15 protein-coding genes are annotated in these 13,610 nt (G+C 62.6%); 14 read left to right on the top strand and 1 reads right to left on the bottom strand.

Annotated features, from left to right (window positions below; translation table 11 throughout):
* Position 1: 1 nt before the first annotated feature.
* Positions 2-1,468, bottom strand: coding sequence for a chromosomal replication initiator protein DnaA (gene dnaA, locus BM198_RS10640; protein WP_074969838.1), 1,467 nt, complete (start codon positions 1,466-1,468; stop codon positions 2-4).
* Positions 1,469-1,995: 527 nt separating this feature from the next.
* On the opposite strand from dnaA, the gene rpmH reads away from it, so the two are divergent.
* From rpmH to BM198_RS10570, 14 genes are all read left to right on the top strand, one after another.
* Complete coding sequence (gene rpmH, locus BM198_RS10635) at positions 1,996-2,130, top strand: 50S ribosomal protein L34 (RefSeq protein ID WP_003458028.1); 135 nt, start codon at positions 1,996-1,998, stop codon at positions 2,128-2,130.
* 14 nt (positions 2,131-2,144) lie between these two features.
* Positions 2,145-2,549: a ribonuclease P protein component gene (rnpA, locus tag BM198_RS10630; protein ID WP_074969836.1), complete on the top strand. Its 405-nt coding sequence runs from the start codon at positions 2,145-2,147 to the stop codon at positions 2,547-2,549.
* Positions 2,542-2,787 carry a membrane protein insertion efficiency factor YidD gene (yidD, locus tag BM198_RS10625; RefSeq protein WP_074969834.1) on the top strand — a complete coding sequence of 82 codons (246 nt, stop codon included), beginning with the start codon at positions 2,542-2,544 and terminating at the stop codon, positions 2,785-2,787. The genes rnpA and yidD overlap by 8 nt, the downstream gene beginning before the upstream one ends.
* 2 nt (positions 2,788-2,789) lie before the next feature.
* The gene (gene yidC / locus BM198_RS10620; protein WP_074969832.1) at positions 2,790-4,472 is read left to right on the top strand and encodes a membrane protein insertase YidC; all 1,683 of its coding nucleotides are present in this window, start codon (positions 2,790-2,792) and stop codon (positions 4,470-4,472) included.
* Positions 4,473-4,543: 71 nt separating this feature from the next.
* The gene (gene mnmE, locus BM198_RS10615) at positions 4,544-5,911 is read left to right on the top strand and encodes a tRNA uridine-5-carboxymethylaminomethyl(34) synthesis GTPase MnmE (RefSeq protein ID WP_074969831.1); all 1,368 of its coding nucleotides are present in this window, start codon (positions 4,544-4,546) and stop codon (positions 5,909-5,911) included.
* A gap of 516 nt (positions 5,912-6,427) precedes the next feature.
* Positions 6,428-8,320 carry a tRNA uridine-5-carboxymethylaminomethyl(34) synthesis enzyme MnmG gene (gene mnmG / locus BM198_RS10610; RefSeq protein ID WP_044410034.1) on the top strand — a complete coding sequence of 631 codons (1,893 nt, stop codon included), beginning with the start codon at positions 6,428-6,430 and terminating at the stop codon, positions 8,318-8,320.
* Complete coding sequence (rsmG, locus tag BM198_RS10605; RefSeq protein ID WP_074969829.1) at positions 8,320-8,967, top strand: 16S rRNA (guanine(527)-N(7))-methyltransferase RsmG; 648 nt, start codon at positions 8,320-8,322, stop codon at positions 8,965-8,967. Before mnmG ends, rsmG begins: the two co-directional genes overlap by 1 nt.
* Positions 8,968-8,984: 17 nt before the next feature.
* Complete coding sequence (locus BM198_RS10600) at positions 8,985-9,773, top strand: ParA family protein (RefSeq protein ID WP_074969827.1); 789 nt, start codon at positions 8,985-8,987, stop codon at positions 9,771-9,773.
* A 9-nt stretch (positions 9,774-9,782) separates the two neighbouring features.
* A complete protein-coding gene (locus BM198_RS10595; RefSeq protein ID WP_074969825.1) occupies positions 9,783-10,655 on the top strand; it encodes a ParB/RepB/Spo0J family partition protein in 873 nt (290 codons plus the stop codon).
* Positions 10,656-10,802: 147 nt separating this feature from the next.
* Entirely contained in the window at positions 10,803-11,210 is a 408-nt protein-coding gene (locus BM198_RS10590) for a F0F1 ATP synthase subunit I (protein WP_074969823.1), read from the top strand.
* 16 nt (positions 11,211-11,226) lie between these two features.
* Positions 11,227-12,096 carry a F0F1 ATP synthase subunit A gene (atpB, locus tag BM198_RS10585; protein WP_044410020.1) on the top strand — a complete coding sequence of 290 codons (870 nt, stop codon included), beginning with the start codon at positions 11,227-11,229 and terminating at the stop codon, positions 12,094-12,096.
* A 183-nt stretch (positions 12,097-12,279) separates the two neighbouring features.
* Positions 12,280-12,537, top strand: coding sequence for a F0F1 ATP synthase subunit C (atpE, locus tag BM198_RS10580; RefSeq protein ID WP_003457994.1), 258 nt, complete (start codon positions 12,280-12,282; stop codon positions 12,535-12,537).
* 48 nt (positions 12,538-12,585) lie between these two features.
* Positions 12,586-13,056 carry a F0F1 ATP synthase subunit B gene (locus tag BM198_RS10575; protein WP_044410014.1) on the top strand — a complete coding sequence of 157 codons (471 nt, stop codon included), beginning with the start codon at positions 12,586-12,588 and terminating at the stop codon, positions 13,054-13,056.
* A gap of 12 nt (positions 13,057-13,068) precedes the next feature.
* Complete coding sequence (locus BM198_RS10570) at positions 13,069-13,605, top strand: F0F1 ATP synthase subunit delta (protein ID WP_044410011.1); 537 nt, start codon at positions 13,069-13,071, stop codon at positions 13,603-13,605.
* Positions 13,606-13,610: the final 5 nt, after the last annotated feature.

Here is a 13,610-nt window from a genome sequence, read left to right as displayed (position 1 = left end):
GTCACGTGGTCAGTGTACGCAGCAGGTTCTTGTAGTCCTCGCGGATATCCGCGTCGGATTCCCTGAGTTCCGCAATCTTACGACAGGCATGCAGAACAGTCGTGTGGTCTCGTCCACCAAAGGCGTCGCCGATTTCCGGCAAGCTGTGGTTGGTCAGTTCCTTGGACAGTGCCATGGCCACCTGGCGCGGCCGCGCGACGGAGCGCGAGCGGCGCTTGGACAGCATGTCCGACATCTTGATCTTGTAGTACTCGACGACGATGCGCTGGATGTTGTCGATGCTGACCAGCTTGTCCTGCAGGGCCAGCAGGTCCTTCAAGGATTCACGGATCAGCTCGATGGTGATCTCGCGCCCCATGAAGTGCGCGTGGGCGATGACCCGCTTGAGCGCACCTTCCAGCTCACGGACGTTGGAGCGGATGCGCTGGGCGATGAAGAACGCGGCATCGTGGGGCAGGTCGACCTTGGCCTGCTCGGCTTTCTTCATCAGGATCGCCACACGGGTCTCCAGCTCCGGCGGCTCCACGGCCACCGTCAGGCCCCAGCCGAAGCGGGACTTCAGGCGCTCCTCGAGCCCCTCGATCTCCTTCGGATAGCGGTCACTGGTGAGGATCACCTGTTGGCCGCCCTCCAGCAGGGCGTTGAAGGTGTGGAAGAACTCCTCCTGGGAACGCTCCTTGCGGGCGAAGAACTGGATGTCGTCGATGAGCAGCGCGTCCACCGAGCGGTAGAAGCGCTTGAACTCGTTGATCGCATTCAGCTGCAGCGCCTTGACCATGTCAGCGACGAAACGCTCGGAGTGCAGGTAGACGATCTTCGCGTTGGGGTTCTTCTTCAGCAGGTGGTTACCCACTGCGTGCATCAGGTGGGTCTTGCCGAGACCCACGCCCCCATAAAGGAAGAGCGGGTTGTAGCCGTGCTTCGGGTTGTCCGCCACCTGCCAGGCTGCAGCACGGGCCAACTGATTGGACTTGCCTTCGACGAAGTTCTCGAAGGTGAAGGTACGGTTCAGGTAGCTGGTGTGCTTCAACGCACCTTCTACCTGTACCGAGCGCTCGGTACGAACGGCAGGCGGTGCCGAGACGGAAGCGAGCGGATCGAGGCTCGCGCGGCTTTCCTCGACCGTCTCGACACGCTGTGCAGCCACCGGCGCCACGGGCGCAGGGGTAATCACAGGCGGCGCGGAAACGGGAACGGGGGCGACACGGGGCGGCGGCCGGTTGCGCTTGCTGCCGATCAGCAACGACAGGGCAGGCGCCAGGCCATTGCCTCGCTCACTGAGCAACTCCAGCAGGCGGCCCATGTACTTTTCGTTGACCCAGTCCAATACGAAACGATTGGGGGCGTAGACCCGGAGTTCGTCACCCTCGGCCTCGACCTGCAACGGACGGATCCAGGTGTTGAATTGCTGGGCGGGCAGTTCGTCGCGCAGAAGATCGACGCACTGCTGCCAAAGTTCCACTGACACGGATGTCCCCCAGGTAGGAAAGGAGTGCGGTGAAAAAGCTGGCGCATAGTGTAGCGGTCAGCGGCCAAGTTATCCACATGCAATTCGTCGATTCGCCAAGGAAAATCAATGCCTTATTGACGCACCACGCAGCACCTGGGATAGCCCGTGAAAGCTGTGGATAACGACCGCTTAGCTCGGTATACAAGGCCCTGGATAACCCAGTGCACAAAGAGCCTGTGGACAACAGACCGAATTATGCCCCGCTTGCCAACAGCCCCGGCACAGCTGCTCCCCGACTTGCTGACAGGCTTTTCCCGGGCCAGCTTGTGCGCAACCCGGCCCCTTGAGGCAGTTTTCCACAGGCAGAGGGTCTCACTACATCTATAAGCTCATTCATCCTTCTTTAATCCATCTTCTTTTCTATCTATTCCTGCCTGGGATTCATCGCTGGTTGGAAATTGACCTGCTCACGCCATTTCTCTAGAATTGCCGGTCTCTTAAACGGGGGCCACCTCGGCCCGTTGTGATCAACCAGGTAACGAATCATGAAACGCACTTTCCAGCCCAGCACCCTCAAGCGCGCTCGTACCCACGGTTTCCGTGCTCGTATGGCCACCAAGAACGGCCGCCAAGTCCTGTCGCGTCGCCGCGCCAAGGGCCGCAAGCGCCTGACCGTCTGATTCACCCGGAACAGGTGGTGAGTCGAGGCTTCGGCCGGGAAAAGCGACTACTGGTCCCCCGGCAATTCAAGGCGGTCTTCGACTCCCCTTCCGGCAAGGTCCCCGGCAGGAATGTCCTGCTGCTCGCACGTGACAACGCCCTCGATCATCCCCGCTTGGGCATGGTGATCGGCAAGAAGAGCGTCAAGCTGTCCGTCGAGCGCAACCGCCTCAAACGCCAGATACGCGAATCCTTCCGCCACAACCTCGAGTTGCTGGCCGGCTGGGACATCGTGATCGTGGCCAAGCGAGGCCTGGGCGATCTGGAGAACGAAGAGCTCAAGCAGCAATTCGGCAAACTCTGGAAGCGCCTTGCACGCAGCCGGCCTCGCCCTGAGTCTCCGACCGAACCAGGGATGGCCGACACCCCTCATGCGTAAACTGGCCCTCGTTCCGATCCAGTTCTATCGCTACGCCATCAGCCCGCTGATGGCCAGTCACTGCCGCTTCTATCCCAGCTGTTCCTGTTATGCACAGGAGGCCATCGAACGTCATGGCGTCCTGCGTGGTGGCTGGCTGACCCTGCGCCGACTGGGTCGCTGTCACCCCTGGAACCCCGGCGGCTATGACCCGGTTCCCCCTGCCAACACATCCCAATCCTCTTCGATGGCCGAGTAATCATGGATATCCAACGCTCGATCCTGATAGTCGCCCTGGCGATCGTGTCCTACCTCATGGTTCTCCAGTGGAACCAGGACTACGGCCAGGCCGCACTGCCGACCACCAGCACCGCTGCCTCCAGTGCACCGTCTTCCCTGCCGGAAACCGGTTCGCCGGCCCAACGCAGCAGCGACGACGTGCCCACCGCCGAGGGACCTGGCCAAGCCAGCGCCCCCATGACGGCACAGAGCGCGCCAAGCAACGAGCTGATCCGTGTCGACACCGACGTGCTGAACATCGCCATCGATCCGAACGGTGGTGACATCGTCCAGCTGACGCTGCCGAAGTACCCCCGTCGCCAGGATCACCCGGATGTTCCGTTCCAGCTGTTCGACAACGGCAACGAGCGTACCTACCTGGCCCAGAGCGGTCTGATCGGTGCCAACGGCCCGGATGGTCGTGCCAGCGGTCGCCCGATGTATGCCTCTGCCCAGCGCCAGTACAAGCTGGCCGACGGCCAGGATCAACTGGTGGTCGACCTGACCTACAGCGACGCCGGTGTGAACTACACCAAGCGCTTCACCTTCACCCGCGGCCAGTACGACCTCAAGGTGACCTACCGCATCGACAACCAGAGCGGCCAGCCCTGGACCGGCAACCTCTATGCCCAGCTCAAGCGTGACGGCAGCGGTGATCCGTCCTCCAGCACCGCCACCGGCGTCTCCACCTACCTGGGTGCCGCCGTCTGGACCCCGAGCGAGCCCTACAAGAAGATTTCCATCAAGGACATCGACAAGCAGGAGTTCAAGGAAACCGTCGATGGCGGCTGGGTCGCCTGGCTTCAGCACTACTTCGTGACGGCCTGGATTCCTGAAAAAGGCCAGACCAACACCATCCAGACCCGCAAGGACACCAAGGGCAACTACATCGTCGGTTTCGTCGGCTCCAGCCTCAACGTCGCCGCGGGTGGCCAGGGTGAAAGCTCGGCCGTGCTGTACGCCGGTCCGAAGATCCAGAACCACCTGAAGGAACTCTCCCCAGGCCTGGAACTGACCGTCGACTACGGCTTCCTGTGGTTCATCGCCCAGCCGATCTTCTGGCTGCTGCAACATATCCACAGCCTGATCGGCAACTGGGGCTGGTCGATCATCGCCCTGACCGTGCTGATCAAGCTCGCCTTCTTCCCCCTCTCCGCCGCCAGCTACAAGTCCATGGCCCGCATGCGTGCCGTATCGCCCAAGCTGCAGGCGCTGAAGGAACAGTTCGGTGACGATCGCCAGAAGATGTCCCAGGCGATGATGGAGCTGTACAAGAAAGAGAAGATCAACCCGCTGGGCGGCTGCCTGCCGATCCTGGTGCAGATGCCGGTCTTCCTGGCCCTGTACTGGGTACTGCTGGAAAGCGTCGAGATGCGCCAGGCCCCCTGGATGTTCTGGATCACCGACCTGTCGATCAAGGATCCGTTCTTCATCCTGCCGATCATCATGGGCGCCACCATGTTCATCCAGCAGCACCTGAACCCGACCCCGCCGGATCCGATGCAGGCCAAGGTCCTCAAGCTGATGCCGGTGATCTTCACCTTCTTCTTCCTGTGGTTCCCGGCCGGCCTGGTGATCTACTGGGTGGTCAACAACTGCCTGTCCATTGCACAGCAGTGGTACATTACGCGGCAGATCGAAGCGTCCACCAAGGCCAGTGCCTGACGCCAGAACCGCCTGAAAAAAGACGCCCCCATCGTGGGGCGTCTTGCTATCCGCTCGTTGAAGGAGAGCCCATGAACGCGCCCCGTGAAACCATCGCCGCCGTCGCCACCGCCCAGGGTCGGGGTGGTGTCGGTATCGTGCGCGTCTCGGGTCCCCTGGCGGGACAGATCGGCGAGGCCGTCACAGGTCGCTCGCTCAAGCCCCGATTCGCCCATTACGGCGCCTTCCGGGACAGCGAGAACGGCGCCCTGGACGAAGGGCTTGCCCTGTACTTCCCCGGACCGAACTCCTTCACCGGGGAAGACGTCCTGGAGTTGCAGGGGCACGGCGGCCCCGTGGTGCTCGACCTGCTGCTCAAACGCTGCCTCGCGTTGGGCGCACGCCTGGCACGCCCTGGTGAGTTCAGCGAGCGCGCCTTCCTCAACGACAAGCTCGACCTGGCGCAGGCCGAGGCGATCGCCGACCTGATCGAAGCCAGCTCCGAACAGGCCGCGCGAAATGCCCTGCGCTCCCTGCAGGGCGCTTTCTCGGCTCGGGTACACGGGTTGACCGAGCGACTCATCCAGTTGCGCATCTATGTGGAGGCCGCCATCGACTTTCCGGAAGAGGAAATCGACTTCCTCGCCGATGGCCATGTGGTCGGCCTGCTGGACGGCGTTCGCGCGGACTTATCCACAGTCCTCAAGGAAGCAGGGCAGGGCGCCTTGCTGCGGGACGGCATGACCGTTGTCATCGCCGGGCGCCCCAACGCCGGCAAGTCCAGCCTGCTGAATGCCCTGGCGGGGCGAGAGGCAGCCATCGTCACCGACATCGCCGGCACCACCCGAGACGTGCTGCGTGAACATATCCACATCGACGGCATGCCCCTGCACGTGGTGGACACCGCCGGCTTGCGCAGCACCGACGACCATGTGGAAAAGATCGGCGTGGAACGTGCCCTGAAGGCCATCAACGAGGCTGACCGCGTCCTGTTGGTGGTGGACGCCAGTGCACCGGAAGCGGCCGACCCCTTCGCCCTCTGGCCGGAGTTCCTCGACACCTCGCCCGACCCCGCGCGGGTGACGCTGATCCGCAACAAGGCGGACCTGAGCGGCGAAGCCGTGGGGCTGGAAATCTCCGCCGACGGCCACGCCACCCTGAGCCTCAGTGCACGCTCCGGCGCCGGCCTCGAGCTGCTGCGGGATCACCTCAAGGCCTGCATGGGCTACGAGCAGACCGCCGAGAGCAGCTTCAGCGCCCGCCGCCGGCACCTGGAATCCCTGCGGCAGGCCGGCACCCATCTGGATCATGGCCGTGATCAGCTCACCCACCTGGGCGCTGGCGAGCTGCTGGCGGAAGACCTGCGCCTTGCACAGCAGGCCCTGGGCGAAATCACCGGTGCATTCAGCTCCGACGACCTCCTGGGCCGGATCTTCTCCAGCTTCTGCATCGGCAAGTAGCCGCTCCCCCCTCCACGACCACTTCCCCCTCCCCATGCTGCCAACCCACGGCAGCGTGGAATGGGCACCTGCGCGCCGAATAAACCCTGTTGATAACCTGGCCTGAACCCCGTCCATAACCCTGGGTAAAAGACGGAGGATAACTGCCCTGTGAATAAGCTTACTTTTCATCCACAGGCCCGACACGGGCATCCCCCAGGAAACCGCCAGGAACTCGACAGGCTTATCCTTGGCTACACGCATTGTGTTTAGTGGCTGACAGGCACTTATCCACAGAAAGGCGTTTCACCATACATAAACACAAGAACAAGCTCTTTAAGAAATTCTCTTCTCTTTTCTTTTTTCTACTCACGAGGGTTTTCCACAAGAAGGGTTAGTCAGGAGAAGCGGTTGTGGAAAACTTGCGGAATCACCTATTGGCTATTTTTTGTGCAGAAGGCTTCATTCAAGAAGGCTAAATCCCTATACTTGCGGCCTTCCCTATTTCCCCCTTCCAGAACAGGCACGAGGTGCGTGGTGGATTTCCCTTCCCGTTTTGACGTGATCGTGATCGGCGGCGGTCATGCCGGTACCGAGGCCGCGCTGGCATCCGCCCGCATGGGCGTTAAGACCTTGCTGCTGACCCATAACGTCGAAACCCTGGGCCAGATGAGCTGCAACCCGGCCATCGGCGGCATCGGCAAGAGCCACCTGGTCAAGGAAATCGATGCATTGGGCGGCGCCATGGCCACTGCCACCGATCTGGGCGGCATTCAGTTCCGCGTACTCAACAGCCGCAAGGGCCCGGCAGTACGCGCTACACGTGCCCAGGCTGACCGTGTCCTCTACAAGGCGGCCATTCGCGAGATCCTGGAAAACCAGCCGAACCTGTGGATATTCCAGCAGGCCTGCGACGACCTGATTGTGGAAAACGACCAGGTGAAGGGGGTCGTGACCCAGATGGGCCTGCGCTTCCATGCCGAATCCGTGGTACTGACCACTGGCACCTTCCTCGGCGGACTTATCCACATCGGGCTGCAGAACTATTCAGGTGGTCGTGCCGGAGACCCGCCGTCCATCGCCCTGGCTCATCGCCTGCGGGAGCTGCCCCTGCGGGTCGGACGCCTGAAGACCGGCACTCCCCCGCGCATCGATGGCCGTTCCGTCGACTTCTCGGTGATGACCGAGCAACCCGGTGATACACCGATCCCGGTGATGTCCTTCCTGGGCAACAAGGAGCAGCACCCGCGCCAGGTCAGTTGCTGGATCACCCACACCAATGCCCGCACCCACGAGATCATCGCCAGCAACCTCGACCGCTCGCCGATGTACTCGGGGGTCATCGAAGGGGTCGGCCCGCGCTACTGCCCGTCGATCGAGGACAAGATCCACCGCTTCGCCGACAAGGACAGCCACCAGGTGTTCCTTGAGCCGGAAGGCCTGACCACCCACGAGCTGTACCCGAACGGCATCTCCACCTCGCTGCCCTTCGATGTACAGCTGGACATCGTCCGCTCCATCCGTGGCATGGAGAACGCCCACATCGTGCGTCCCGGGTACGCCATCGAGTACGACTACTTCGACCCGCGCGACCTCAAGTACAGCCTGGAGACCAAGGTCATCGGCGGTCTGTTCTTCGCCGGGCAGATCAACGGCACCACCGGCTACGAAGAAGCCGGTGCACAGGGCCTGCTGGCCGGCGCCAACGCCGCACTGCGTGCCCAGGGCCGTGAAGCCTGGTGCCCCCGTCGTGACGAGGCCTACATCGGCGTGCTGGTGGATGACCTCATCACCCTGGGCACCCAGGAGCCCTACCGCATGTTCACCTCGCGGGCCGAGTACCGGCTGATCCTCCGCGAGGACAACGCCGACCTGCGCCTGACCGAAAAAGGTCGCGAACTGGGCCTGGTGGACGACCGCCGCTGGGCCGCCTTCGAGGCCAAGCGCGAGGGCATCGCCCTGGAAGAGCAGCGCCTGAAGAGCACCTGGGTACGTCCCGGTACGCCCCAGGGCGATGCCATCGCCGAGCGTTTTGGCACGCCGCTCACCCACGAATACAACCTGCTCAACCTGCTCAGCCGCCCGGAGATCGACTACGCCGGCCTGGTGGAAGTGACCGGCAACGGCGCCGAGGATCCGCAGGTGGCCGAACAGGTGGAGATCAAGACCAAGTACGCCGGCTACATCGACCGCCAGCAGGACGAGATCGCTCGCCTGCGCGCCAGCGAGAACACCCGCCTGCCCGATGACCTGGACTACGCCGCCATCTCCGGGCTGTCCAAGGAGATCCAGCACAAGCTGGGCAACGCCCGTCCGGAGACTCTGGGGCAGGCCTCGCGCATCCCCGGCGTCACCCCGGCGGCCATCTCGCTGCTGCTGATCCACCTGAAGAAGCGTGGTGCCGGTCAGTCGCTGGAGAGAAGTGCCTGATGTCCCTCGTCACCTCCCGGCACGCCGAAGAACTGACCCTGGGCGCCGCGACCCTGGGCGTAACGCTCGATGCCCGTCAGCATGGGCTGCTGATGGGCTACCTGGCCCTGCTGATCAAGTGGAACAAGGCCTACAACCTCACCGCGGTGCGCAACCCGGACGAGATGGTGTCGCGCCATCTGCTGGACAGCCTCAGCGTGGTGCCCTTCGTCGCCGAGCGCGGCAATGACTGGCTCGACGTCGGCAGCGGCGGCGGCATGCCCGGCGTGCCCCTGGCGATCCTCTTCCCCGAGCGTCGCTTCACTCTGCTGGATTCCAACGGCAAGAAGACCCGCTTCCTGACCCAGGTGAAGCTGGAGCTCGGTCTGGAGAACCTCGGTGTGGTCAACGCACGCGTCGAAGCCTTCCGTCCTGAGCAACCCTTCGCCGGCATCGTCTCCCGCGCATTCAGTGCCCTGGAGGACTTCGCCAGCTGGACCCGCCACCTGGGCGACCGCGACACTCACTGGCTGGCCATGAAGGGGCTGCGCCCGGATGACGAACTGGCGCGCATGCCCGAAGACTTCAAGGTCGAAGCGGAGCACACCCTCGCGGTTCCCGGTTGCCAAGGCCAACGCCATCTGCTGATACTGCGCCGCACGGAATGAAGGGGGGTAAGGCAGCCATGGCCAAGGTATTCGCGATCGCCAACCAGAAGGGCGGAGTGGGCAAGACCACCACCTGCATCAACCTGGCTGCGTCGCTGGTCGCCACCAAGCGTCGTGTCCTGCTGATCGACCTCGATCCCCAGGGCAACGCCACCATGGGCAGCGGCATCGACAAGCACGCCCTGGAGCATTCCATCTATGACGTCTTGATTGGTGAGTGCGACCTGGCCGACGCCATACAGTTCTCCGAGCACGGTGGCTACCAGCTGCTGCCGGCCAACCGCGACCTGACCGCGGCGGAAGTGGCCCTGCTGGAAATGAAGATGAAGGAAAGCCGCCTGCGCTATGCCCTGGCACCGGTGCGGGAGAACTACGACTACATCCTCATCGACTGCCCGCCGTCCCTGTCGATGCTCACCATCAACGCCCTGGTGGCGGCCGATGGTGTGATCATCCCCATGCAGTGCGAGTACTACGCACTGGAAGGGCTGTCCGACCTGATCAACAGCATCCAGCGCATCGGCCAGTTGCTGAACCCCGAACTGAAGATCGAAGGCCTGTTGCGCACCATGTACGATCCGCGCATCAGCCTCACCAACGACGTCAGCGCCCAGCTCAAGGAGCACTTCGGCGACAAGCTCTACGACGCCGTCATCCCCCGCAACGTACGCCTCGCCGAGGCACCCAGCTTCGGCATGCCGGCGCTGGTGTACGACAAGCAATCCCGTGGCGCCATCGCCTACCTTGCGCTGGCTGGCGAAGTGGTTCGCCGACAGCGCGCCGGCGCCAGAACAGCTACCGCATAAGGAAACCGCATGGCAGCGAAAAAACGAGGCCTGGGTCGTGGCCTGGACGCCCTGCTGGGCGGCAACAACGCCACCGTCCTGCAGGAGGAGGCCAGCAAGGCCGATACTCGCGAGCTGCAGAACCTGCCTCTGGACCTGATCCAGCGCGGCAAGTACCAACCCCGCCGGGACATGGATCCCACCGCCCTCGAAGAGCTGGCCCAGTCGATCAAGGCCCAGGGCGTCATGCAACCCATCGTGGTGCGCCCCATCGGTGGCGGCCGCTTCGAGATCATTGCCGGTGAGCGCCGCTGGCGTGCCAGCCAGCAGGCCGGTCTGGACCGCATCCCGGCCCTGGTGCGTGAGGTACCGGACGAAGCCGCCATCGCCATGGCGCTGATCGAGAACATCCAGCGTGAAGACCTCAGCCCTATCGAAGAGGCCGTGGCGCTTCAGCGCCTGCAGCAGGAGTTCCAGCTCACCCAGCAACAGGTGGCCGAAGCGGTGGGCAAGTCCCGCGTCACCATCACCAACCTGCTGCGCCTGATCGGCCTGCCGGAAGAGGTGAAGACCCTCCTGGCCCATGGCGACCTGGAAATGGGCCATGCCCGTGCACTGCTCGGCCTGCCCCTGGAACGCCAGGTGGAAGGCGCGCGACATGTTGTCGCACGCGGGCTCACCGTGCGCCAAACCGAGGCACTGGTGAGGCAGTGGCTGAACACCCGCGAGAAGCCTGTCGACGCGGTCAAGTCCGACCCGGACATCAGCCGGCTCGAACAGCGCCTGGCTGAGCGCCTGGGCGCTCCGGTGCAGATCAAGCACGGGCAGAAGGGCAAGGGACAGCTGGTGATCCGCTACAACTCCCTCGACGAATTGCAGGGTGTCCTGGCCCACATCCGCTGAAACATCTGGGCATGTAGCGGATAGTCGGATTTCACTACCGGGCAGTTGAACGGGGGGGGTTAGGCCCCTATACTCTGCGCGCAATTTTGTCGGCACAAAGTATGCCAAGTCATTGATTCAAGGCGCCGACTCAGAGGACATGCTGCGATGGATATCCGCACGCCGAATCGCTTGCCCTTCCATCGTCTACCGGTCTTCCCGGTGCTGCTCGTCCAAGGGGTCGTATTGCTGATCGCCACCGTCGTTCTCTGGCAGTGGCGCGGCACGGTCGCCGGGTACTCTGGCTTGTGCGGGGGGCTTATCGCCTGGTTGCCGAACCTGTACTTCGCCCACAAGGCCTTCCGCTACAGCGGTGCCCGGGCAGCCCAGGCGATCGTCCGGTCGTTCTACGCCGGCGAGATGGGCAAGTTGATTCTGACGGCAGTGCTTTTCGCACTGACGTTTGCAGGCGTGAAACCACTGGAGGCGCCGGCCTTGTTCGGTGCCTTCCTGCTGACGCAATCGGTCAGCTGGTTCGCTCCCCTGCTGATGAGAACAAGATATTCGAAACCTTAGGGCGTTTGAGGCAAACATGGCAGAGCAAACCGCTTCGGGCTATATCCAGCACCACCTGCAAAACCTGACCTTCGGTAAGCTGCCGTCCGGCGAGTGGGGCTTCGCCCACACCGCCGAACAAGCCAAGGAAATGGGCTTCTGGGCGTTCCACGTGGACACCCTGGGCTGGTCCATCGGCCTCGGTCTGCTGTTCGTCTTCCTGTTCCGCATGGCGGCCAAGAAGGCCACCTCCGGCGTTCCCGGTGGCCTGCAGAACCTGGTGGAAGTGATGGTCGACTTCGTCGACACCAACGTCAAAGACACCTTCCACGGCCGTAACCCGCTGATCGCCCCGCTGGCGCTGACCATCTTCGTCTGGATCTTCCTGATGAACGCCATCGACCTGGTCCCGGTGGACTGGATCCCGATGCTGGCCGCCAAGATCTCCGGTAACGAGCACCTGTTCTTCCGCGCCGTACCGACCACCGACCCGAACGCGACCCTGGGCATGGCCTTCTCCGTGTTCGCCCTGATCATCTTCTACAGCATCAAGGTGAAAGGCATCGGCGGCTTCATCGGCGAACTGACCCTGCACCCCTTCAGCAGCAAGAACATCGCCGTGCAGATCTTGCTGATCCCGGTGAACTTCCTGCTCGAATTCGTCACCCTGATCGCCAAGCCGATCTCCCTCGCCCTGCGACTGTTCGGCAACATGTACGCCGGCGAACTGGTGTTCATCCTGATCGCCGTGATGTTCGGCGCCGGCATCCTGCTGCTCAGCGGCCTCGGCATCGCCCTGCAGTGGGCGTGGGCCGTGTTCCACATCCTGATCATCACCCTGCAGGCCTTCATCTTCATGATGCTGACCATCGTCTACCTGTCGATGGCGCACGAAGACAACCATTGATAGCGCGCGGCGCCTCCTGGCTGTCTTCCCCACGGGGAGGAACAGCAGGAGGCGTCTCAAGCTAGCGATGGTCCCGCCGCAGTCCGCGCGGGAATGCCCGAAAGGGCGATGGGAACACCAAAACGATTTCGTTCTACCGCTTCACTTAAACCTAACCAACACGACATAAAGTCGGGAGGAAAAATGGAAACTGTAGTAGGTCTCACCGCGATCGCCGTAGCTCTGCTGATTGGTCTGGGTGCCCTGGGTACCGCTATCGGCTTCGGTCTGCTGGGTGGCAAGTTCCTGGAAGGCGCTGCTCGCCAGCCGGAAATGGTCCCGATGCTGCAGGTCAAAATGTTCATCGTCGCCGGCCTGCTGGACGCCGTGACCATGATCGGCGTTGGTATCGCTCTGTTCTTCACCTTCGCTAACCCGTTCATTGCTCAGGTAGCCCAGTAATCCCTTCCTTAGGGAATTGGACTGACAACGAACGAGCGAGGTGTTGGCGTGAATATTAATGCAACCCTGATCGGCCAGTCCGTCGCGTTCTTCATCTTCGTACTGTTCTGCATGAAGTTCGTGTGGCCTCCGGTCATCACGGCACTGCGCGACCGTCAGAAGAAGATCGCCGACGGCCTGGACGCTGCCAACCGCGCGGCTCGTGACCTGGAGCTGGCCCACGAGAAAGTGGCCCAGCAACTGCGCGAGGCCAAGACTCAGGCAGCTGAAATCATCGAGCAAGCCAAGAAGCGTGCTACCCAGATCGTCGACGAAGCTCGCGATCAGGCCCGCACCGAAGGCGAGCGCCTCAAGGCGCAGGCTCAGGCCGAGATCGAGCAGGAACTCAACGGTGTCAAAGACGCGCTGCGTGCCCAACTGGGTAGCCTGGCCGTCAGCGGTGCCGAGAAGATCCTGGGTGCCACTATCGATCAAAACGCGCACGCGGAGCTGGTTAACAAACTGGCCGCCGAAATCTAAGCGAGGGCGATCATGGCAGAACTGACCACGCTGGCCCGACCTTACGCCAAGGCGGCTTTCGAGTACGCCCAGGCCCATCAGCAGCTGGCCGCCTGGTCGGCCATGCTTGGCCTGGCCGCTGCGGTGTCTCAGGACACCACCATGCAGCAGGTGCTCAAAGCCCCGCGTCTGACGAGCGAAGAGAAAGCCAACACCTTCATCGAGGTGGTTGGCGACAAATTCGATGCTCAGGTAGGCAATTTCATCCGCGTCCTCTCCGAAAACGGCCGCATCGGCCTGTTGCCGGAGATCGTCGAACTGTTCGAGCTGTACAAGGCCGAGCAGGAGAAGTCGATCGACGTGGAAGTCACCAGTGCCTTCGCATTGAACACTGAACAGCAAGACAAACTCGCCAAGGTTCTCAGCGCTCGGCTTGGCCGGGAAGTGCGACTGCACGCTGCGGAAGACACCAGCCTCATCGGCGGTGTCGTGATCCGTGCCGGCGACCTGGTTATCGATGGCTCGGTTCGCGGCAAGATCGCGAAGCTGGCCGAAGCGTTGAAATCTTGAGTTTG

The organism is Metapseudomonas otitidis, from assembly GCF_900111835.1.
Lineage (GTDB): Bacteria > Pseudomonadota > Gammaproteobacteria > Pseudomonadales > Pseudomonadaceae > Metapseudomonas > Metapseudomonas otitidis.
The sequence above is the reverse complement of the archived record's forward strand: the minus strand, read 5'-3'. Positions and strand labels throughout refer to the sequence as shown.